The organism is Rhodoferax sp. LB1P47, assembly GCF_056521445.1.
Window position 1 is genome coordinate 474432 of the sequence record NZ_JBWMAU010000001.1, and the last position, 20233, is coordinate 494664.

General features: G+C 63.3%; 27 protein-coding genes. 14 read left to right on the forward strand and 13 right to left on the reverse strand.

Annotated features, from left to right (window positions below; genetic code table 11):
* Positions 1–6: 6 nt before the first annotated feature.
* The 5 genes from AC0969_RS02235 to AC0969_RS02255 all read left to right on the forward strand — a co-directional run bounded on the left by AC0969_RS02235 (position 7) and on the right by AC0969_RS02255 (position 3326).
* Positions 7–825, forward strand: coding sequence for an outer envelope protein (locus tag AC0969_RS02235; protein WP_479622492.1), 819 nt, complete (start codon positions 7–9; stop codon positions 823–825).
* A gap of 125 nt (positions 826–950) precedes the next feature.
* The gene (gene minC, locus AC0969_RS02240) at positions 951–1670 is read left to right on the forward strand and encodes a septum site-determining protein MinC (protein ID WP_479622493.1); all 720 of its coding nucleotides are present in this window, start codon (positions 951–953) and stop codon (positions 1668–1670) included.
* A 92-nt stretch (positions 1671–1762) separates the two neighbouring features.
* Positions 1763–2578, forward strand: coding sequence for a septum site-determining protein MinD (gene minD, locus AC0969_RS02245; RefSeq protein WP_479622494.1), 816 nt, complete (start codon positions 1763–1765; stop codon positions 2576–2578).
* A 3-nt stretch (positions 2579–2581) separates the two neighbouring features.
* A complete protein-coding gene (gene minE / locus AC0969_RS02250) occupies positions 2582–2845 on the forward strand; it encodes a cell division topological specificity factor MinE (protein WP_479622495.1) in 264 nt (87 codons plus the stop codon).
* A 13-nt stretch (positions 2846–2858) separates the two neighbouring features.
* Complete coding sequence (locus AC0969_RS02255; protein ID WP_479622496.1) at positions 2859–3326, forward strand: CreA family protein; 468 nt, start codon at positions 2859–2861, stop codon at positions 3324–3326.
* A 1-nt stretch (position 3327) separates the two neighbouring features.
* Here AC0969_RS02255 and AC0969_RS02260 read toward each other — a convergent pair whose 3' ends face one another.
* A complete protein-coding gene (locus AC0969_RS02260; protein WP_479622497.1) occupies positions 3328–3972 on the reverse strand; it encodes a DUF2076 family protein in 645 nt (214 codons plus the stop codon).
* Between the two features lie 395 nt (positions 3973–4367).
* Between AC0969_RS02260 and cobG the strand changes: the two genes are divergently transcribed.
* Genes cobG through cobJ form a run of 4 tightly spaced genes read left to right on the forward strand, consistent with a single transcriptional unit; the run spans position 4368 to position 7624 of the window.
* Positions 4368–5543 (forward strand): precorrin-3B synthase, encoded by a 1176-nt coding sequence (gene cobG / locus AC0969_RS02265; RefSeq protein ID WP_479622498.1) that lies wholly within the window; start codon positions 4368–4370, stop codon positions 5541–5543.
* Positions 5527–6159 carry a precorrin-8X methylmutase gene (locus AC0969_RS02270; RefSeq protein WP_479622499.1) on the forward strand — a complete coding sequence of 211 codons (633 nt, stop codon included), beginning with the start codon at positions 5527–5529 and terminating at the stop codon, positions 6157–6159. The genes cobG and AC0969_RS02270 overlap by 17 nt, the downstream gene beginning before the upstream one ends.
* Complete coding sequence (locus tag AC0969_RS02275) at positions 6159–6890, forward strand: precorrin-2 C(20)-methyltransferase (protein WP_479622500.1); 732 nt, start codon at positions 6159–6161, stop codon at positions 6888–6890. Before AC0969_RS02270 ends, AC0969_RS02275 begins: the two co-directional genes overlap by 1 nt.
* The gene (gene cobJ / locus AC0969_RS02280; RefSeq protein WP_479622501.1) at positions 6887–7624 is read left to right on the forward strand and encodes a precorrin-3B C(17)-methyltransferase; all 738 of its coding nucleotides are present in this window, start codon (positions 6887–6889) and stop codon (positions 7622–7624) included. The genes AC0969_RS02275 and cobJ overlap by 4 nt, the downstream gene beginning before the upstream one ends.
* 5 nt (positions 7625–7629) lie before the next feature.
* Here cobJ and AC0969_RS02285 read toward each other — a convergent pair whose 3' ends face one another.
* Positions 7630–8391 (reverse strand): cobalt-precorrin-6A reductase, encoded by a 762-nt coding sequence (locus tag AC0969_RS02285; protein ID WP_479622502.1) that lies wholly within the window; start codon positions 8389–8391, stop codon positions 7630–7632.
* Here AC0969_RS02285 and cbiE point away from each other — a divergent pair.
* Both cbiE and AC0969_RS02295 read left to right on the forward strand, forming a co-directional pair.
* Positions 8366–9547, forward strand: a complete 1182-nt coding sequence (gene cbiE, locus AC0969_RS02290; protein ID WP_479622503.1) for a precorrin-6y C5,15-methyltransferase (decarboxylating) subunit CbiE — start codon at positions 8366–8368, stop codon at positions 9545–9547. The genes AC0969_RS02285 and cbiE overlap by 26 nt on opposite strands.
* A 35-nt stretch (positions 9548–9582) precedes the next feature.
* Positions 9583–10026 (forward strand): cobalamin biosynthesis protein, encoded by a 444-nt coding sequence (locus AC0969_RS02295; RefSeq protein WP_479622504.1) that lies wholly within the window; start codon positions 9583–9585, stop codon positions 10024–10026.
* A 293-nt stretch (positions 10027–10319) separates the two neighbouring features.
* Here the strand turns inward: AC0969_RS02295 and AC0969_RS02300 are convergent, their stop codons facing one another.
* The 11 genes from AC0969_RS02300 to AC0969_RS02350 are packed head-to-tail and all read right to left on the reverse strand — an operon-like array spanning position 10320 to position 18295.
* Positions 10320–10592, reverse strand: a complete 273-nt coding sequence (locus tag AC0969_RS02300; protein ID WP_479622505.1) for an ASCH domain-containing protein — start codon at positions 10590–10592, stop codon at positions 10320–10322.
* A complete protein-coding gene (locus AC0969_RS02305; RefSeq protein WP_479622506.1) occupies positions 10589–11128 on the reverse strand; it encodes a phage virion morphogenesis protein in 540 nt (179 codons plus the stop codon). Before AC0969_RS02305 ends, AC0969_RS02300 begins: the two co-directional genes overlap by 4 nt.
* 40 nt (positions 11129–11168) lie before the next feature.
* Entirely contained in the window at positions 11169–11513 is a 345-nt protein-coding gene (locus tag AC0969_RS02310; RefSeq protein ID WP_479622507.1) for a hypothetical protein, read from the reverse strand.
* Complete coding sequence (locus tag AC0969_RS02315; RefSeq protein ID WP_479622508.1) at positions 11510–13060, reverse strand: phage head morphogenesis protein; 1551 nt, start codon at positions 13058–13060, stop codon at positions 11510–11512. Before AC0969_RS02315 ends, AC0969_RS02310 begins: the two co-directional genes overlap by 4 nt.
* Positions 13057–14475: a DUF935 domain-containing protein gene (locus AC0969_RS02320; RefSeq protein ID WP_479622509.1), complete on the reverse strand. Its 1419-nt coding sequence runs from the start codon at positions 14473–14475 to the stop codon at positions 13057–13059. Before AC0969_RS02320 ends, AC0969_RS02315 begins: the two co-directional genes overlap by 4 nt.
* A gap of 14 nt (positions 14476–14489) precedes the next feature.
* Positions 14490–15905: a phage terminase large subunit family protein gene (locus AC0969_RS02325; RefSeq protein WP_479622510.1), complete on the reverse strand. Its 1416-nt coding sequence runs from the start codon at positions 15903–15905 to the stop codon at positions 14490–14492.
* Positions 15902–16447, reverse strand: coding sequence for a phage protein Gp27 family protein (locus tag AC0969_RS02330; protein ID WP_479622511.1), 546 nt, complete (start codon positions 16445–16447; stop codon positions 15902–15904). The genes AC0969_RS02325 and AC0969_RS02330 overlap by 4 nt, the downstream gene beginning before the upstream one ends.
* A gap of 3 nt (positions 16448–16450) precedes the next feature.
* Positions 16451–16759 (reverse strand): VpaChn25_0724 family phage protein, encoded by a 309-nt coding sequence (locus tag AC0969_RS02335; RefSeq protein WP_479622512.1) that lies wholly within the window; start codon positions 16757–16759, stop codon positions 16451–16453.
* Between the two features lie 26 nt (positions 16760–16785).
* Entirely contained in the window at positions 16786–17118 is a 333-nt protein-coding gene (locus AC0969_RS02340) for a hypothetical protein (RefSeq protein WP_479622513.1), read from the reverse strand.
* Complete coding sequence (locus AC0969_RS02345; RefSeq protein ID WP_479622514.1) at positions 17115–17783, reverse strand: PspA/IM30 family protein; 669 nt, start codon at positions 17781–17783, stop codon at positions 17115–17117. Before AC0969_RS02345 ends, AC0969_RS02340 begins: the two co-directional genes overlap by 4 nt.
* Complete coding sequence (locus AC0969_RS02350) at positions 17783–18295, reverse strand: lysozyme (protein ID WP_479622515.1); 513 nt, start codon at positions 18293–18295, stop codon at positions 17783–17785. Before AC0969_RS02350 ends, AC0969_RS02345 begins: the two co-directional genes overlap by 1 nt.
* A gap of 135 nt (positions 18296–18430) precedes the next feature.
* On the opposite strand from AC0969_RS02350, the gene AC0969_RS02355 reads away from it, so the two are divergent.
* The 3 genes from AC0969_RS02355 (at position 18431) to AC0969_RS02365 (ending at position 19967) form a co-directional block, all read left to right on the forward strand.
* On the forward strand, positions 18431–18739 hold the full coding sequence (locus AC0969_RS02355; RefSeq protein ID WP_479622516.1) for a Gp49 family protein: 309 nt from the start codon (positions 18431–18433) through the stop codon (positions 18737–18739).
* Position 18740: 1 nt separating this feature from the next.
* Positions 18741–19646 (forward strand): recombination-associated protein RdgC, encoded by a 906-nt coding sequence (locus tag AC0969_RS02360; RefSeq protein WP_479622517.1) that lies wholly within the window; start codon positions 18741–18743, stop codon positions 19644–19646.
* 75 nt (positions 19647–19721) lie between these two features.
* Positions 19722–19967 carry a hypothetical protein gene (locus tag AC0969_RS02365; protein WP_479622518.1) on the forward strand — a complete coding sequence of 82 codons (246 nt, stop codon included), beginning with the start codon at positions 19722–19724 and terminating at the stop codon, positions 19965–19967.
* Positions 19968–20233: the final 266 nt, after the last annotated feature.

Genomic DNA, 20233 nt, shown 5'->3' on the forward strand with positions numbered 1-20233 from the left:
TACACAATGAAAACCACACGCACAGGCACGCTTCTTTTGGCCGCCGCAGCGGCTTTGACCACCGGCACACTGGCGCAGGCGGCAGACTGGAGCGACACCTCCATCGGCTACCGCTACGGCACCAGCTTTCGCGAGCCGTTCAACAGCAAAGACCTGTCCAAAAACATCGTCAACATCACCCATGTCAGTGGCTATAAATACGGCACCAACTTCCTGAACCTGGACCTGTTGCAGTCAGACGCAGACGACAGCAGTGCCCAGGAAGCCTATCTGGTCTACCGCCACACGCTGGACCTGGGCAAGGTCAGCGGCAAAAGCTTCGCCATGGGTCCGGTGCGCGGCCTGGGCCTGACCGCCGGGTTTGACTGGAACACCAAGAACGATACGGGCTACGCCTCTAAAAAGCGCATGTTGGTGGTCGGCCCCACGGTGATGGTGGACGTGCCCGGCTTCTTGAACGTCAGCCTGCTGCTGCTCAAAGAAAGCAATATGCCCAAGTCCATCACCAGCCGCTACAGCTACAAGACCCACCCCATGCTGAATCTGGCTTGGGGTGTGCCGATCAGTGACACAGGACTATCGTTCGAGGGCTACATGAACTACATCGCATCCAAGGGGAACAATGAATTCGGCGGCCCCACCTCGCCCGAAACCAATTTCGATGGCACGGTTTTCTACGACCTGAGCCCCGCTTTGGGTGCCAGCCCCAAAACCCTGCGCGTCGGCGTGGGCTACCAGTACTGGCGCAACAAGTTTGGCAACCCCGGCGCCATCGCCGGCACAACGGCCCAAACCCCGATGGTCCGCGCCGATTACCATTTCTAGCGCAAAAGTCGCCATGCCGGACAACCCACCGGCATGGCCGGCAACAGCCCCTCTCCGGAGCTCAGGCCGGGTGCAAAGGCAGCGGTAAAATCGCGCCTTTGCCGCCCTCCAGCCCCCCTCCATCCATGCCGTCTGTAACCGCCGGGCCTGCCCGGGCCTGCTTTGAACTGAAAAGTGCCACGCTGCCCCTGATTGCGGTGGTGCTGAAAACCGCCGACTTGGCCGCACTGGCACAAGAGATGGAAATCCGCTTTGGTGACACTCCCGACTTTTTTGACCAGGACCCAGTGGTCATCAACTTGGCGCTGATCGCCGACACCACCGACCCCATCGACTTCAAGCAGCTGGCCATCTTGCTGCACAGCTACCGCATGCAACCGATTGCCGTACACGGCGGCAACGCAGCGCAACGGCAATCGGCTTTGAAGGTCGGGCTGGTGGATGTGCCCGACATCACCAACGCCGCCCCCTTGCCCCCAGCCGCACCGTCGCCCGAACCCGCCGTGGTCGTGCCCACAGGTGCACTGGTCATCGACAAGCCCTTGCGCTCAGGCCAGCAGGTCTACGCCCGGGGCACCGACCTGGTGGTGCTGGCGATGGTCAGTAACGGTGCCGAAGTGCTGGCCGATGGCAGTATCCACGTCTACGCCCCACTGCGCGGCCGCGCCATTGCCGGTGCCAAGGGCAATACCGAAGCCCGCATTTTCAGCACCTGCCTGGAGGCCGAGCTGGTGTCCATCGCCGGGATTTACCGCACCTCTGAAATCCCCCTGCCCGCCGAAGTGCAGGGCAAAGCCGCCCAGGTACGCCTCATCAGCGACAAACTGGTGATGGAAGCCCTGTAATGGCCACCAAACGCAAACACAACCCGGTGCGGCGGCCGCCGTCGACACCAGCCCCTTTATCCAAACCCAGAACCCAGAAAGACCCGCAACCCATGACCAAGATCATCGTGGTGACATCCGGCAAAGGTGGCGTTGGCAAAACCACCACCAGCGCCAGCTTTGCCTCCGGCCTCGCGCTGCGCGGCCATAAAACCGCCGTCATCGACTTCGACGTCGGCCTGCGCAACCTGGACCTGATCATGGGCTGCGAGCGCCGCGTGGTGTACGACCTGATCAATGTGATCCACAACGAGGCCAACCTGAACCAGGCCCTCATCAAAGACAAGCAGTGCGACAACCTGTTCGTGCTGGCCGCCTCGCAAACCCGCGACAAAGATGCGCTGACGCAAGACGGCGTGGAACGTGTGCTGAAAGACCTGGGCGACATGGGCTTTGAGTACATCGTCTGCGACTCGCCAGCGGGCATCGAAACCGGCGCGCTGATGGCCATGCACTTTGCCGACGAAGCCCTGGTGGTGACCAACCCCGAAGTCTCTTCGGTGCGCGACTCGGACCGCATCCTGGGCATGCTGGGCTCCAAAACCAAGCGCGCCATCGAAGGCAAAGAGCCCATCAAAGAGCACCTGGTCATCACCCGCTACAACCCGGTGCGGGTGGAAGACGGCCACATGCTGTCGCTGGAAGACATCCAGGACATCTTGCGCATCCCGCTGATGGGTGTGATCCCCGAGTCGGAAACGGTGCTGCAAGCCTCCAACCAGGGTCTGCCCGCCATCCATCTGGCTGAGACCGATGTGTCCGAAGCGTATAAGGATGTGGTCGCGCGGTTTTTGGGCGAAGACAAGCCCATGCGTTTTGTCGAAGCCGTGAAACCCGGATTTTTCAAGCGCCTTTTCGGGGGGAAATAAGCCATGTCTTTACTGTCTTTCCTGCTCGGGGAAAAGAAAAAAACCGCCTCGGTGGCCAAAGAGCGGCTGCAAATCATCCTGGCGCACGAGCGCAGTGGCCGGGGCGCCAGCCGCCCAGACTACCTGCCCGCGCTACAGCGCGAACTGCTGGCGGTGATCTCCAAATACGTGTCGATCAATGCCGAAGACATCAAGGTCCACCTGGAGCGCCAGGACAACCTGGAAGTGCTCGAAGTCAAAATTGAACTCCCTGAAATACTGCGGTAACCGGAGCACTGCCATGAAGTTGTGGACCCTGAGTTTGGCGCTTGGCGCCGCCTGCGTCGCGGCCCAGGCCGAGCAAATCGGCGCGGTGGATACGGCTTTTCAGTGGCTCGGGCCCGACCACAAGATCGTGGTGGAAGCCTATGACGACCCCCAAGTGCAGGGCATTACCTGCTTTGTGTCACGCGCCAAAACCGGCGGGCTCAAGGGCGCTTTTGGTCTGGCCGAGGACAAGGCCGAGGCCTCCATTGCCTGCCGCCAAGTAGGGCCCATCAGCTTCACCAAACCGCTGCCACAAAGCGACGAGGTGTTCAGCGAGCGCCTGTCCATCCTGTTCAAAAAGCTGCGCATCGTGCGCATGGTGGACAAAAAGCGCAATGCCTTGGTCTACCTGACCTACTCCGACAAGCTGATCGACGGCTCGCCGCAAAACGCCGTCACCGCCGTGGCGGTAGACCGCGCGACTGTTATCCCTCTCAAGTAGTTCAGGCCCAGTCGCTGGAGCCGTCGCCACCGGCATCCAGCCCGTCGTCGTTGCCAAACACGTCGGTAGAGGCATCCGCGATGGATTGCGCTGCCTCGGGTGTCGCCGCCGTGGGCTCGCTCAGGCCAAACGCCGAAGCCGGAGATGCCGTCGCTGCTGCCGCACTCGCCGCGCCACTGCTGGCGTGGTTACCCATCAAACTGCCAATACCCTGGAACAAAAACGCCCCTGCCGCCACGCCCGCAGCGGTGGTCGCCATACTGGTTAAAAAGCTGGGGGCCTGGAAGCGCGAGGGTGCGGCGGCGGCAACAGGAGCCACCTGCGGATAGCCCGGAGCCGCAGCGAAGGCAGCTGCCGGAGCCACCGGAGCCCGACCCCAGCTATTCACATCCAAAAAGTTAGCGGCAGCCGGTTCGGCGGGTTTGGCCTGCTGCAACGCGGTTTGCAGGCTGGCGATCTGGGCCTGGGCGGTTTGCAAGGCGTTGTCTTGCAGCAGGCAGCGCTGCACCAGCAGATACGTTGCGTCGGGCTGGCGGGCCACGGCCTCGGTGATCAGCGCAAGGGCTTCACCGTCCTTCACGGCAGCCCGCGCCTGGCCGAGTTGCTGCAAAAAGGTGCTCAGTTGGTCGCGCTCTTGGGTGTTCATGGAAACCTTATCGGTGTTGATCAATGCATATTAGATACCGCCCAAACCCCAAAAACTCAATGCCACCACCGGCGTACGGTAGTGAAGTGGTGGTAAAGATCGGTGGAGCCAGCCGCACAATAGCTATATTTTTAATAGCTACTAGTGCAGGTAGCATTTGCATTAGAGCCCTATTTTTCATAAATTTCCGATCCCCACCCGCAGTACGCGGTAGGGAGCGCTGGCCAATGCCCACCACGGCTTGGCAGCCAAGACCGGCAGCCTGGCACTAATGCGATACTTGAAGGCTTGCTAAATGGAGGGGTTTGCCCCATCCACCCGCCAACACACACTTGGCGTTTGCGCCGTCGGGCGCGACATCTGCCCCACCACCACCCAGAAACCAGCCGCCCCGGATGCGAACCACCCTAGTCACGCCCCCTCTAGCCACAGCGCCGCACGTCAAAGGCTGGTGTCCGGGTGCCCTGCGCCCGATGCTGTCAGGCGACGGCCTGGTGGTGCGGGTGCGGCCGCTGGGCGGACGGCTCAGCGCGACCCAGGCCGCCGGTATCGCCACGCTGGCCCACCAGCACGGCAACGGCATGCTGGACCTGACCCGCCGCGCCAACCTGCAACTGCGCGGTGTTGCCCCAGAGGCCCATGCCGCCTTGCTGCACGGCCTGCACGCCCTCGGCCTGCTGGACAGCAGCGCCGAGTCTGAGGCCCGGCGCAACATCCTCGTCAGCCCCTTCTGGCAACCGGATGACGGCACGCAACGCATCGCCACCGCCCTGGCCGAGGCCCTGGCAGCAAAGGATGCCCCCGCCCTGCCCGGCAAGTTCGGCTTTGCGCTGGACTGCGGCGCACAGGCCGTGCTGCGGGCCAGCTCGGCGGATATCCGCATCGAACGCAGCCCCAGCGGCTACCTGGTGTACGCCGATGGCTATGCCACGGGGGCCTGCGCCAACGCCGATGAAGTGGTGCCTGCCGCGATGGCGCTGGCGCATTGGTTTTTAGCGCAGGGTGGCAAGCGGATGGCCGCGCTGGCCCCGCAGCATGCGCTGCCGGAGCGCTTTCAGAGCACCTCCCATTTTTCACCTTCCGCCCCCCAACCCCAGCCAGGTTTGACCGCCCTAGGCTGGCTGGTGGGCGCGGAATTTGGCCAGTTACCAGCCGAAACGCTGGCCGCCCTGTCCACACTCGGCGCACTGCGCATGACACCCTGGCAGATGCTGCTAGTTGTTGGCTTGCAGCACGCCCCCGCCATCCCCGGCCTGGTCACCCAAGCCCATGACGCCCGCCTGCGTGTGGTCGCCTGCACCGGCGCACCCGGCTGCCTGCAAGCCGCCGCAGCCACCCGCCCGCTGGCCCGCGCGCTGGCCCCCTCCGTCCCGGCCGGTCAGCTGCTGCATGTCTCTGGCTGCAGCAAGGGCTGCGCCCACCCCCGCGCCGCCCTGACGCTGGTAGCCACGCCTGCGGGCTTCAACCTGATCCGCCACGGCACAGCAGCATCTGCCCCAGATCTGCTGGCCCTGGCCCCTGAAACGATTGCTTCCTTTTTGTTCCCGCCGCTCGATGCTCCACGTATTTGAAACCGATGGCACTGCCATCTACCGCCAGTCCTTCGCCATCATCCGGGCAGAGGCCGACTTGGCCCGCTTCAACCCCATTGAAGAGCTGGCCGTGGTCCGCATGGTCCACGCCACCGGCATGGTCGGACTGGAAGCCCATGTACGGTTTTCCGAAGGCATGGCCGAAGCCACGCGCACCGCTCTGGAGGCCGGCGCCCCCATCCTGTGCGACGTGCGCATGGTCAGCGAAGGCATTACCCGCAGCCGCCTGCCCGCCGACAACCAGGTCATCTGCACGCTAAACGACCCCGCAGTACGCGAACTGGCCCAGGCCATGGGCACCACCCGCAGTGCCGCCGCGCTGGAGCTGTGGCGGCCCCATCTGGCAGGCGCGGTAGTCGCCATTGGCAATGCACCCACCGCGCTGTTCCACCTGCTGAACATGCTGCAAGACCCCACCTGCCCACGCCCTGCCGCCATCATCGGCTGCCCGGTGGGCTTTGTCGGCGCAGCCGAATCCAAGGCCGCGCTGATGGCCGCGCCGCCCGTGCCGTCCATGGTGGTGCAAGGCCGACTCGGTGGCAGCGCCATCACCGTCGCCGCCGTCAATGCGCTGGCCTGCCGGAGGGAGATCTGATGGGTCGCATCCTCTGCGCGGGCTTAGGCCCTGGCGACCCGGACCTGATGAGCGTGCGCTCCGACCGCGCCATCCGTGCCGCCCGCCATGTGGCCTATTTCCGCAAAAAAGGCCGCCCCGGCCAGGCCCGGCGCATCGTGGACGGCATGCTGGCCCCCGGCGTGGTCGAGTACGCGATGGAATACCCGGTGACCACCGAGTTGCCGTTCGACAGCCCGGAGTACATCGCCTGCCTGGCCGCGTTTTACGACGACTGGACCATTCGCCTGGCTAATCTGGCGCAGACCGAGGATGTGCTGGTGCTGTGCGAAGGCGACCCGTTCTTTTACGGGTCGTTCATGCACCTCTACACCCGCTTGCAGGGCCGCGCCACGGTGGAAGTGATCCCCGGCATTCCCGGCATGGTGGGCTGCTGGTCGGCCACCGGCACACCCATCACCTGGGGCGACGATGTGCTGGTAGTGCTGATGGGCACGCTGCCCGAGGCCGAGCTGCTGCGCCACATGCAATCGGCCGATGCCTTGGTGATCATGAAAACCGGCCGCAACCTGCCCCGCGTGCGCAGCGCGCTGGCCGCCGCCGGACGGCTGGACCAGGCCTGGCTGGTGGAGCGCGGCACCATGCCGGGCGAGCGCGTCGTGCCGCTATCCGAAGTGGATGGCAGCGACTGCCCCTACTTCGCCATCGTGCTGGTACACGGCCACGGCCGCCGCCCCGAGGTGCTGGAATGAGCAGCGGCTGGTTGTGCATCGCGGGCCTGGGCCCCGGCGACCCCACCCTGGTCACGCCCGAGGTCACGCAGACATTGGCGGACGCCACCGACATCGTGGGCTATATCCCCTACGTCGCCCGCATCGCCCCCCGCCCCGGCCTCACCCTGCATGCGTCGGACAACCGGGTAGAAATGGACCGCGCCCGAGCCGCCCTGGCGATGGCCGCTGCGGGCCGCCGCGTGGTGGTCGTATCGTCCGGCGACCCTGGGGTGTTTGCCATGGCCTCCGCCGTATTCGAGGCGCTGGAAGACCAGCCCGCGTGGCAGACGCTAGATATCCGTGTGCTGCCCGGCATCACCGCCATGCTGGCGGCGGCAGCCAAAGCCGGTGCGCCGCTGGGCCACGACTTCTGCGCCATCAACCTCAGCGACAACCTCAAGCCCGCCGCGCTGATCGAAGCCCGCGTGCGCGCCGCTGCCGGGGCCGACTTTGCGATGGCCTTCTACAACCCCCGCTCCGCCAGCCGCCCGCACACCTTTGGCCGCGTGCTGGAGATACTGATGGATACCTGCGGGCCAGACCGGATCATCACCTTTGCCCGCGCCGTGAGCACGCCGGAAGAAAAGCTGCTGACCGTCACCCTGCTGGATGCCACGCCCGAGATGGCCGACATGCGCACCGTGGTCATCGTGGGCAACAGTGCCACCCGCCGTGTAGGCCGCTTCGTCTACACCCCACGTGCAGCGCTATGAATTTTCTAGCTACTACCGCAGAGCAGACGGCGGCAAACCTCATTTACGCTGTGAACCACAGTGCGTTCTGGAATAAAGGGTCGGTCGATCAGGATGACCGGCAAACCCCGCTCCCGCGCCACCGTCAGCTTGGCCTGCGCGCCCGCACCGCCGGAGTTTTTGGACACCACATGGCTGATGCCGTGCGCTTGCAGCAGGGCGCGGTCGCCCTCCAAAGTGAAGGGCCCCCGGCTCAACACCACCTGGCCGCGCTCAGTGGGCAAGTCCAGCACCGGGTCCACCAAGCGCAGCAAATACCAATGCTGTGTGCACGCCAAAAACGGTGCCAGGTGCTGGCGGCCAATGGCCAAAAACACGCGGGCGGGCTCGGTGGGCAAGGCTTGCACTGCCGCAGTGATATCTGGCACGTGCTGCCACACATCGCCGCTTTGGGCCTGCCACGCGGGCCGCTCCAGCGCCAGCAGGGGCACGCCCGCCGCCGCACAGGCCAACACAGCGTTACGGCTCATCTGCGCGGCAAAGGGATGGGTGGCATCCACCACCTGGGTGATGCGCTCGGCCTGCAAAAAGGCCTGCAAACCCGCCACCCCGCCAAAGCCCCCCACGCGGGTGGGCAGCGGCTGGGCGATGGGCGAATCGGTGCGGCCTGCGTAAGAAAACAGGCCGTCCACACCTGCCTGCGCCAAGGCTTGGGCCAAGCGGCTGGCCTCGGTGGTGCCGCCCAACACAAGAATGCGCGGAATGGCTGAACCCTGGCTGTCAATCATAGGTATCGGAGAAGATGGTCTGCATGGCCTGGGCGATGGTAGCCGCTCGGCCCTGGCCCAGGCGCAGCACGTCTTTGGCGGCGCGCGGCACCTGGCGCTGGCCGGTGTGGGCAGCCGTGGCCTGGAATGGCCACTGCCCTTTGATATTGCCCCGGTGCTGGCCCTGCGCGGCCAGCCGGTGGCGGTGCTGGCCTCGGGCGATCCGTTCTGGTTTGGCGCGGGTGGCAGCTTGGCGGCACACCTGCAGCCTGGCGAGTGGCAGGCGTTCCCCGCACCTTCTACCTTCTCGCTGGCCGCATCCCGCTTGGCATGGCGCTTAGAAAATGTGCTCTGCTTCGGCCTGCACGCCGCGCCCTTTGCCCGCACCCGCTCTGCCTTGCACAACGGCGCGCAACTGCTGTGCCTGCTGCGCGATGGCCCGGCGGTGCACGACTTTGCGCAGTGGCTGACCCAGCAAGGCTTTGGCAAGTCCAACCTGTGGGTGCTGGAAGCCCTGGGCGGCCCGCGCGAACGCATTCGCCAGAGCTTGGCCAGCATGCTGGACTTTGCGGACATCCCAAGCCCGGTAGCGGTAGCCGTCCAAGTCATTGGCCTCTTGGGTTTGCCGCACACCCCCGGCCTGCCAGACGGCGGCTTTGCCCACGACGGCCAAATCACCAAGTCGCCTATCCGCGCCCTCACCCTCAGCGCACTGGCACCCCGCCCCGGCGAACACCTGTGGGACCTGGGCGCAGGCTCGGGCTCGGTGTCGGTGGAGTGGTGTCTGGCAGGCGGCACGTCCAGCACGGTAGAGCAGCACGCCGAGCGCGTGGTGAACATCCGCGCCAACGCCGCATCCTTCGGCATCGACCACCGCCTGCACGTGCACTTTGGCGCGACACAAGACCTGCTGGCTGGCCTGCCCACGCCCCAAGCCATCTTCATCGGCGGCGGTTTTGACGCGGCCTTGTTCGGCAGCTTGCAGTCCGTAGCGCCCACAGGCTGCCGTTTGGTGGTGAATGCCGTAACGCTGGAAACCGAATCCGCCCTGCTGCAACTGCACGCCGAACACGGCGGCGAATTGCTGCGCATTGAGCTGGCGCAGGCCACCCCCCTGGGCCGCATGCGTGGCTGGCAGCCTAGCCGCCCGGTGGTGCAGTGGAGCGTGGTGTTATGAGCGTGGCGGGCTTGGGGTTTAGGGCGCAGTGCAGCGTGGCATCGTTACGTGCTGCATTGGATGCCGCATTGCAAGCCCCCACCCCAACCCTCCCCCAGCGGGGGAGGGAGCAAGACCTGAACCCCGCATTCCCCCCTCCCCCTCCGGGGGAGGGCTGGGGTGGGGGCCGGCAGCCAACAACCACGTGCACCCCCACCCGCCTCACCGCCCTGGCCACCGCCGCCGACAAAGCCCACCACCCCGCCCTGCTGCAACTCGCCGCCGAACTGCGACTGCCCATCATCCCCATCCCCCTGCCGCAGCTAGCAGCCCAAGCCGCCACGCCCAGCGCCCATGTGCCCGCCCGCTACGGCGCGCACAGCGTGGCCGAAGCCGCCGCGCTGGCAGCGGCGGGCCCGTTCGCCACGCTGGTATCACGCCGCTGCGCCAGCCCCGACGGCATGGCTACTGCAGCCATAAGCAACTCCGCTAAACCGTGATGGAATTCCAAGTTATCAAGGCCGCCCCCTCTCCCCCAAGGGGGCGAGGGGGCAATACGGGTGCAAACATCCTGTCTTACTCCCTCTCCCGCACGCGGGAGAGGGCTGGGGTGAGGGTCGCATTGCTTCCACGGTTGAGGGGGAGTGAGATAAACCTAGAGGGCTGGGCGCGATAAACCGGGATTTACTGGCAACTGACCGGGACAAAGTGGGACAGAGTTTAAAACTTTGTTTCGTGTGGAGAAAATTGGGCGGGCGGGGAAAATTTTGGGTCACTGGTACAAAATCGCCGCTCAATTCACTCGGATTGCGAACACCTCGACCAGCTCACTGCCAAAGTGGGGATGCTGAATGGTCTGCGTTTCCAAACCGCGCCATGGTCTGGAAATCGTTCGGGTAACGTCACCGCGTTTCGGATAGCCTTTTTTGATTTCAATGCGATCAAAGGTCTGTCCAACCAGCCGCTTTGACCAGAACGCCGTGCACAGCCGGAACTCATGCAGCTTGGAGCCGGTCGCAATCTGGTCAAAGTACTCGGCTTTGAGATTCAGATGCAGTGTTTTCATTGAAAACCGTCCATCAGGTAGTCATTGATCGCCTGAAGCACCAAAATTTGCTCTTCTCGATAAAGTGAGCCATCTGGGCGCACTGGAAGGAACGGACGGGCGTGAATGGTGACTTTGAGGCCTCGACCTGCTTTGCCGCCGAATTGGTGGATTGCCGCATACGGCATGTTGGCGGTCACCGTCAGGCCGGTGGCCGATGCACTGGGCACGATCTGGCGGCGCAGGTCGCCGGTGTCGATCAGGGGCTTCTTATTAGCCAGGGCGCGGTGGCCTTTGGCATTCAGCGCACCATCCTTGCGCACATTGCTTTTAGATCCTGCCAGGCGCGCACTCAGCAGGCCCAAGGTCACGTCGCTGTTGTCCTTCCACCGCACACCGTCCGGCCTGCTGCTGGTGTCAAACCGGTGCTTGGTGCGCTCCACGATGCTCTCGGCCAGCGTTTGCAACACCGGCTGCATGTTGTTGACGCGCTGGGCCAGGGCTTTGAGGGCGGTTTGCGCGCCATCGTCTTTTACAGTGACGGTGAATGAAGTCATGGTGGTTTTTGCAGACTGAATCTAGCCGCCCCGCGCCGGGTCAGTAAAGCAGCAGGTCGCGCCCAACGAAAAACACGCCATTCGCATCGGTATAGCTAACTTCTGGCGTGTCATCGTCTGGCAATTTGGGATAGAACCCGGCCAGGTCGGGCGGCAGCTTGTGCTCGTAGCCCACGATGGCCGCCATATCGGTGTTGTTTTTCAGAGGGGTTGCAGAAAACGTCCAGCCCCATGGGGCTGGATGAGCGCATGTGGACACCCCCGCTGCAATGCGCTGAATCAGCTCTGCGCCTGGGCCAGAAACTTCCCCGGTTTCTTTGTCCCAGTCAAAGACCAACGCATCTCCGCGAAGGTCATAGGGCTGAAGTTCGTAATGCTTTTTCATGGCTTCCACCATCTTAGCAAACCCACCACAAAATCGAACATCTCCCGATCCGTCACATACACACCCGAAAAATTGCTGGCGGTTCTGCCATCTGCCAGCGAAAGACCCAAAATGTCTTCAAAAGCCATCGTCATCACTTCCAACGCAGGCTGGCTGGGCACATGGGCATACTCTTTGCCCTGATAGGGATGACGGTAGCCATCTTTGCGGGCCAACTCCGTTGCGGCATAGCCGTCTACCGGCAATAGATCCCGCAGCCGCTCCAGCGCATCACCATCGGTTCGCCTGCGGTGCAGGTCTTGGAACATCCGATCCAGTTCGGGCATAGCCGCTTGCAGGCGATGCGCATACTCATGTACCGCGTTGCCAATACTGCCGTCTCTAACCTCAATCCATCCAGTGCCTGCGGTGGCATTCATGCGCTCCTTAAAGCCGGGCAGTTTGGCCACGGGCAAATCCACCAGGGTGGAATAGTGGTAGCCACGTGTACCCGCCGCAGACCGCGCGTACAGCGGCCCCATCGCATCGGCCTTTTGCGTCCAGCTATTGGGGTAGCGCTGCGAAGCCTCGTGTACCAATTTGGCACCCTTGCCTACAGAGTCCACTTGGCATGCACCATTGACCCCCACCTCCTTTTGCAATAACTGCAACAAGGCAGCATGGCAATCTATCGCCCCTTGGTGGGTTGCACCTGAAGGCAACCCCTCTGTAATAGCCCGCCCGGCCTGGATGAAGTCATCCAAGGACTTGGGCGCTGTGCCAAACACCTGCTCCGCATCGTTGGTCAACGCCTTGGCCAGCGCACCGGGCAGCTTGCTGGCCTTGGCGGCCACCATGTCGCGCATTTCGTCTGCCAGGCTGGCACCAGGTGTGTAGCCCCAGCCTTTGCCAATGCCCACCTGCTCCCCGGTTTGCGGGTCAATCACATCCCAACCCTTGGGCGGCTCGCCCAGCCCGGCGCGGGCACTGGCTTCGCCCTCTTTGCGGGTCACCGACGTGATGCGGCATTGGCAAAAATAGCCGCATGGCGCGTAATGCGACTGCCAAAACGGGTGGCTGGCCAGCAACGTCAATCCGTGCCAGGCTAAATGCTGGGGGCGTGGATTCAACACGCCGTCGCTGTGGATGTAGCGCCAATACGGGTGCAGCTTCAGTACCTCGGGGTCTGACATCTGCACATGCCGCCCGGCTGCGTAGCTGACGGACATGTTGGTTTGGTAAATCACCCGTGTGCGCCAGGCCACGCCCTCTTTACTGTCCTCACCCGTCCAACCAGTCCAGCCGTGCTTGGCCACAATGGCTTTGAAGTCCTTTTGAAACGCCCGCAAACCCTGCCCATCGCTGGCGCGGTCAATGATCGACTGGTGTAGGTCCGCCAACAGATCCGCCTTGGCAGCACCGGCCACCACAAAGGCCCGGTCGTGGGCTCGGCCTTGAATATCGTCCCAGTGATCCGTGGGCACGCGCAGTTTTTGGCGCAAAAAGTCGATCTGCGCCTGAAACGGCGTGCCAAAGCCCACCTCACCCGCCACCAATGCCCCGCTCATACGCGGGCGCTGTCCATGCCTTTGAGCTCGGCCAGCGCCACAGCCGCCGCCATCAGCTTCACCAGCTTGTCAGAATCCAAGTCGCCATAGGCCTCCAGCATGTCTTGCTGCAACTGCGGCAGGCTGGTGCTGCTGTCCACCATTTTTTGCACCTGGTCGATGATGTCGCCCCAGGCAGACAGGCCGTGCTGGATCAGCATCCCTGATTCCGCTTGCATCGGGTCGATGGGCTTGGTTGCACCCTCAGCAAAGGCCACGGCGGTTGCTGGTGCCGCTACATCCGGCTGCAAATCCCCCTCCTGGTAGCCATAGGCACGCTGCCAATAGGCATTGGTGAAGCGCGCCCCCGCCTTGTAGTTACTTTGGTCCCGCGCCGCTTGCAGCACGTCTTGCTCTTCTTGGTCCCAAAGGCTCCACACGGGGGCCTCGGCCCCGTTGAAGTTCAGCGCGCACACCCAGCCAATCAGTTGGTTCATGGCGGCGGCCACAATGGCGGCATCGCCATCGCGCAGGTCTTTGGTTACCTCCAGCCCGGCCCCGGCGCTGGCCTTGTTGGCGCTGGCCTCGGTGGTTTGGTTCTGGCCCAGCAGCGCAATCGCAATCTCGCCACGGCAATGCAGCACCATGCGCTCGTACAGATCGGCACTGGCCGACTTGCCCGCCACCTCCACCGGTTCAATGCTGCCATCGTCTGGAATCACCGCCACACCGTTTTGGATCAGTGCATCTAGGCTGTCCAGCAGCGTGGCCCGTTCTTCCGCCGTGGCACTGCGGGGCAGCTTGCCCATCATGAAGGCACTGCCAAACTTCTCGGCAAACGCCAGCCAGAACTTCATGCCGCCTTTTTTGAACACCAGCGGCCAAAAGCACATGCTCATGTCGGCAAACCCATAGGGGTTTTGGTACGTGGCATCCTGCCGGGGCAATAGAAACTTGTACTCGGGCAGCAGTTCACCTTGCGTAGCGTTCTGGCGCGTCTTGAAGCGCAGGTTGGCATCCGTGTCAAAGCAAAACCACTCGGGCGGCTTGGCCTGCAAATCTGTAGGCATCCACAGGCCGCCCACCTTGGCCCAGCCCACCTCCATCGGTTGGTAGCCGTACAGCGTGGCATCCAGCATCTGGGCCATGATGCGTTCCAGGTCCAGGCCGTCCAGCATGCCTTGCACTGCTTTGGCCGTGCGGCTGGCGGCGCGGCCCCTGTCCAGGCCCCACTCCAGCGCCTTCACCGCGCTCTTGCGGCGGCGGATGCAGCCGCCCACCAGAGCGTCGGTGCGCATGTCGCGGTACACAGAGATATCCCGGCCCTGGGCTTTCAGCACCGTGTCGGGGTTGGGCAGTTGCAGGCCCAGCGCTGAAAAGTCCAGGCTGCGGGCGCGGGTGGCCAGTTGGTCGGTCAGGGGGGAAAGGTTTGCCATAAATTCACAAGGCCTCAATAGCCGTTCAGGTTGATTCCGCCAATGCTGTGCGCGGGGCGGATGGGGCGAGACGTGGCAAACACCGGGCCGCTGGGCGCAGATGCTGCGTGCTTGGCCAGCGCCAGCGCCCAAAACCGATCCGCATGGCCTGCGCTGTCCGCCTCGGCGACAAAGCGAATGTTCCCGGCGGCCGTGGTGGTCTTTTGCACCTTACGCAGGTCGGCTCGGATCGTCGGATCGTCTGGGATGCGTACCTTGCGGTCTTCCATCGCGCCTTTGAGGGGATAGGCCAGCGCCTCCTTCACCTGCCCGGTGAAATTGACCCCCTCCACACGGGACTCGCCAAACTTGTCCTGGGCATCATCCACCCAGCCAATGCCCAGGCCCGTGGAGTCGATGCAAATGCGGTCGCAAATCGCAAACCATGGATACAGAATCTTCTCCTGGTCGCTCTTACGCATCTTCTCCATAGTCTCGACATGCCGGGTGTAGAGCACATCACCCAGCTGCTCTACCACCCACAGCACCGTCAAATCCTTCTTGCGGCCAATGTCCACGCCGCAGAACAAGCGACCCTGGAAAGGCCCCTCCAGGCCGCGCTGCCACAGCGTGCCCCCGGAATACTCGCACGCGGTAATCAGCTCGTACTCCAGAAACTTGGAATCGTCGTCTGATGGCAGGCACTGGTACTCCTGGTCAAACGACTCCGCGTCCGCAGCACCCGCTTTGACGAAGTCGAAATAAGCCGCCTCATCCATATCCTGCTGCTCGGCATCGGCTGGCAGGGCCTGCTGTAGCTTGTGCAAAAAGCCCTGGTCCAACGCGTCTTGCAGGGTGACCCGGTGCAAGCTGATCTTCTTGGGGTTACCCCCGTGCCGCACCTCGCGCACCAGGTTGTTGAAAAAACTGTTAGAACCCCGGTGCGTGGAAATGATCTCCATACTCCCGCCCCAGGTGATGCCGGGGTAGGCAATCGCCCACATCTTGCGTTGCTCACGGTGCAGAGCAAACTCATCCAGCACCCGTGAACCCCGCTTGCCGGCCTGCGCATCGGGGTTGCTGCTCATACTGTGAATGCGCCGCCCGCTGGCAAACTGCAGCACATAGGCGCTGTGCTTCTTCTCGGCATCCAGCACCACCTCGCCCAAGTCCTTCGCGGCCAAACCCATGATGCCCGCCCACAGCTTGCAGTCCTCAATAAACAAGCGCGCCTGAATATCGTCCCGGCTACTCACCCACTCGTCAAAGCGGGCCCCCTGTGCAGCGGCACGCTCGTCCGTGCCATAGGCCGTAGACCAGCTAATGCCCACCTGGCGCGACTTCTCCATCAGCTTGATGCGTGAATCATCCTGAATCCACTTGGACTGGAACGGCAGAAAAACCGCGTCGCGGTCTTTCGGAATGCACTTGGCGCGGCCTTTGAGCGTCATGTAATCCCCAGTGCTTCACGGATCGCCGCCTTGGTCTCCGCCGTCACACCGGCCTTGGTTGGCATAGCCTCCAACTTGACCCGCTGCTCCTCCAGCACCAGCTTGCGCTCCGCCTCCCGCACCTCGCGCATCTTCAGCTCGATGTCGATATTGCCCCGCTTGGCCCCGCTCAAATCCTTCAGCGCCCGCGCCATCACGCGCACCTCCTCGGGTGACTTGATCTCTTCGGACTCGGTCATATCCTCCAGCGTGCGGTGGGCCACCGCCTCCAGCATCTGCGGCAACAGCCGGGCCACATCCCCATCGGGCTCCGCGCCAAACTGCTCCACCCACACACGGGCCACGCCTTGCGCCTTGGCGTACTGTCGCATGCTCTCCCGTTCCGACTTCACAAACCGGCCCACGGCAGAGCGCGACACATCAGCCCCTAGGGCTTCCAGCGCCACCAGAATTTCGTCGATAGTGCGGCCCTTGCGGATCAGCAGGCCCACCTGGGCCACGATGGCCTCATCCAGCACCGCCACCGTAGATTTGCGGCCCATTGCCTATGCCCCCCGCCGTGCGGCAGGCCGCTTCACACCCGGCACCGTGCTGCGCCCGCGTGCCACATCCTCGCCCTGTGCCACCAGCGTCGCAATCTGCACCCCGGCCACATCCTCCACCGCCAGCAGCCCTTGCTCTTGCAACCAGGCCAAATCAGTGCGGATGCGGTCGCCAGACACCATGTGCCCCAGCCGCTCCACCATCGAATGCAGGCTATGTTCATTGGCCGTGTAGCCCGCGCTCTCCAGCAGCACGCGCAAAACCACAGCACGCCGGTCCTCACTCAGGTGGGCAGAAAAATCAGTGGCCATAAAACCCTCGCATCAAAAAAATCACGTCACTTCTTCATCAGAAAATCTTCAACCCGCATTTGGCTGGCGCGAATAGGCACCAGCTCCCGCTGCAATGCCGCGCCAAACGCCTCAAACTCGCGCTGGTATTCATCCCGCCGCACATACGTACGCGGCAGCTCCGACTGCAATCGCAGCAGCTCACGTTCCAGCTCGCGGGTCAGCTCCTGGTCTTTGGCAATCAACAGGTTCAAAGTGGAAAACCGCGTGTCCAGTGACTTCTCGTACTGGCCCACAATCACCTTCACCAGCGCCCAAAACGCTCCCAACATGGCAAACAAAATGAACAGCAGGTTCGGCAAATTCAGCTCAATCGTCATGGGTGCGGCCCGGTAGTCACAAAGTCAATCAACTGCTGGTACCGCAACCGGTCCAGCGCACAGCTCTTGGCATTCATGGCCTGGTTGGCCCAGGCTGCGGCCAGGTCGATGCCGGAATCAGCAGCACAGGCTGGCTCGGCGGTGTCAGCAGCTCCGCAGGCACCTGCGGGCATGTCTGTGGCGGCAAGGGCGCTGTTCCACATCCACACAGCGCCCAGGCTGAGGCCCACAGCAGGGCCAGAAGCAGCACCCACCTCCGCGCCCGGCCCATGCCCTGCATCCAGCCCCGCAGGCGGCGGTGTGCCCACTCCAGCCCGATAAACAGTGGCTGCGGTGGTAGCGCCAGTACCAGGTACAGCGCCACCCCCGTTGCTGCTGCCACGAAAGACCACCAAAGGCCCACGCGCACGAAGTTCATTGAATTTGCCCTCCAGAGTTTCAAAATTGGTTTGCAGCGCACGCTGCTCCGTGATGGCTTGGCTGGCGGCAAGCTGCCCGCGCCGCACCTCGGCCTCATAGGCGGCATGCGCCTGGCGCTCCACTAGCGCCTGTTTGGCTAGCCAAGCGTTATTGCGGTCGCGGTCGCCTGCCAGATAGCCCGTGCCCCCCATCACCAGCACAAGCACCGGGGCTACCAGCCACGACCAAGGGAATGGCACGGGCATCACAGCACCCCCCCTTCAGCACCACCCAAACACTGCTTACGCAGCCGCAAGCGCCGCTGCCACAGCCCGGCACAGGTCTTGTTGCCAGGGGCAGAGCAATCCGTGTCGCCCGCCTTGCGCCACATCAAAATCGCCTCGCACGCCCCGGCGTAGTCGCCATGGTTCAGCCGCTGGGTGATGGTGCTGCCACAGAACGCCGTGGGGCCAATGTTGTAGGCCAGGTTCACATAGGCATCAAACTCGTACTGGTACAGCGGCACCTGCACGCAGCGCTTCAATGCGCCCTCAAAGCTCTGCACATCGCGCAGCTTGCGTTGCAGGGCGGGCACGGGCGTGGTGGTGTCGCCCATGTGGACCCCGCCCGTGGTGCCAAAGCCGATAGTCGGCACCGCAGTGCCCAGCACAGGGTCAGGGTAAGCCTTGGCGCTGTAGCCCTCGTCTACGGCAATGCCCACCAGCCCAGCGGCCGACAAGACTAGCGCGGTAATCCAAGTGCGGTTGTTATCGGCCATCTGGTGGGGATTCGGTGGTGTTCATGCCCCGAACTTTGCCGCGCGCGCGCAAGGCGAAACAGTAAAAGACTTGATTTGTTGCGGCAGGCGTGCGGCCCGAAGCTAGGGGCTTCTGAACACCTCAACAGGTAACCCATGGACTCCATCGAAACAGCCATCCAAGCCCAGGGCCTCACCAAAGGCCCCCGCATCACGCCACAAGACATTGAGAACACCATCCAGGCAGAGGCGTACCACGTATTCCCCGGCACCACCCTCACCGTGTGCTGCCTCACCCTGGTAAACGGCTTCAATGTCGTGGGCGAAAGCGCCTGCGCTAGCCCCGAGAACTTCGACACCGCAATGGGCCAGCGTATTGCCCGCGACAACGCCAAGCAGAAGATATGGGCGTTGGACGGCTACGCCCTGCGCAATGTGCTGGCAGGCCAGCGCAAGGCCGACTGACATGTTCAAAAACCTGCTGATCTACCGCATCGCCCCCACCTGGTCGGCCAACCTGGCACACATCGAAGCCGCCCTGGGCGCAGACCGCTTCACCGAATGCGGCCCCAGCCAGGAGCTCGCCGTGGGCTGGACCGAACCGCGCAACATTCCCCACGGCCCGCTGCTGGAGTCCGTGGGCGGCCAGCTCGTGCTCAAGCTCATGTTCGAGAGCAAGGCCGTACCCAGCGCGGTGATCCAGCGCAAGGTACAAGAGCGCCTGGTAGAAATTGAAACCAGCACAGGCCGCAAGCCCGGCAAAAAGGAGCGCAAGGAACTCAGCGAAGACGCAAAGCTGGCCCTGCTGCCCATGGCCTTCACCAAGCGCGGCGCAGTGCTGGTGTGGATCGACCCCATCGCCCACACCTTGGTGGTGGATGCCAGCAACCAGGCCCGCGCCGACCAGGTGGTAACCGCGCTGGTCAAAGCCATCGACGGCTTTGCCGTGCTGCAAATCAACACCAGCCTGTCGCCCAGTACCGCCATGGCCGCCTGGCTCACCAGCCAGGAGCCGCCCGCAGGCTTCAGCGTAGACCGCGAGTGCGAGCTCAAAGCCGCCGACGAATCCAAATCCGTCGTACGGTATGGCCGCCACGCGCTGGACATTGACGAAGTCCGCCAGCACATCGCCACCGGCAAGCTCCCCACCAAGCTAGCGCTCACCTGGCAGGGCCGCGTGTCCTTCGTGCTCACCGAACAGCTACAGCTCAAAAAGCTCGCCTTCCTGGATGGCGTGTTTGAAACCACCTCGCAGGAAAAGGAGGATGGCTTTGATGCCGATGCAGCCATTGCCACCGGCGAGCTGCGCCAGTTGATCCCCGAGTTGCTGCTGGCCCTGGGCGGCGAGATGGCGGTGGGCACTGCGCCGTAGCAGCTCAAGAGTTTTCCCCGCCACGGCAAGGGTCAATCGCAGCTAGCCACTGCACCACTCTCACAAAAGGACTTTATGAAAGTTTTCCGCCTCTCCCTAATTGCCCTCGTGCACGCCACCATCGCGTCTATTGCGGACGTACTGCGCAGTGTGCGCGCCTGGGTTGTGGATGTCGTCGCCCCGGTTCTGGCAGTCACCAAACCGGAACACCTGCCCAGCCCGATGGTGCCGCTTGTCCAGGCACGTGCGTATGTGATGCGCCAGGCCAAGCGTGAACGGCCCACCGTCACGCCCCGCTGGCGAATGTGCCCGTCTGCTTGAGCTGGGCCGGTAAGTAAAAAAGCCACTGCGCTGGTTCAGCGCAGTGGCATCCAATTTGCAACTACGAGACGGCAAACATGCTTCCTACATTACAAACCGCCCACACACGCGCATTCAGTGTCGCAGCAAGCTGCCCGGTTCAGACCCTGCGCCCCCTGGGCGCGCTGGTGCATTCTTTGGCGGCAACGTTAACACCATGGCCCATTGCAGAAAAAGCATTGTGGCAATTTTGTGATGCACCTCCCCCATAGAGAGGCTCGCATCCA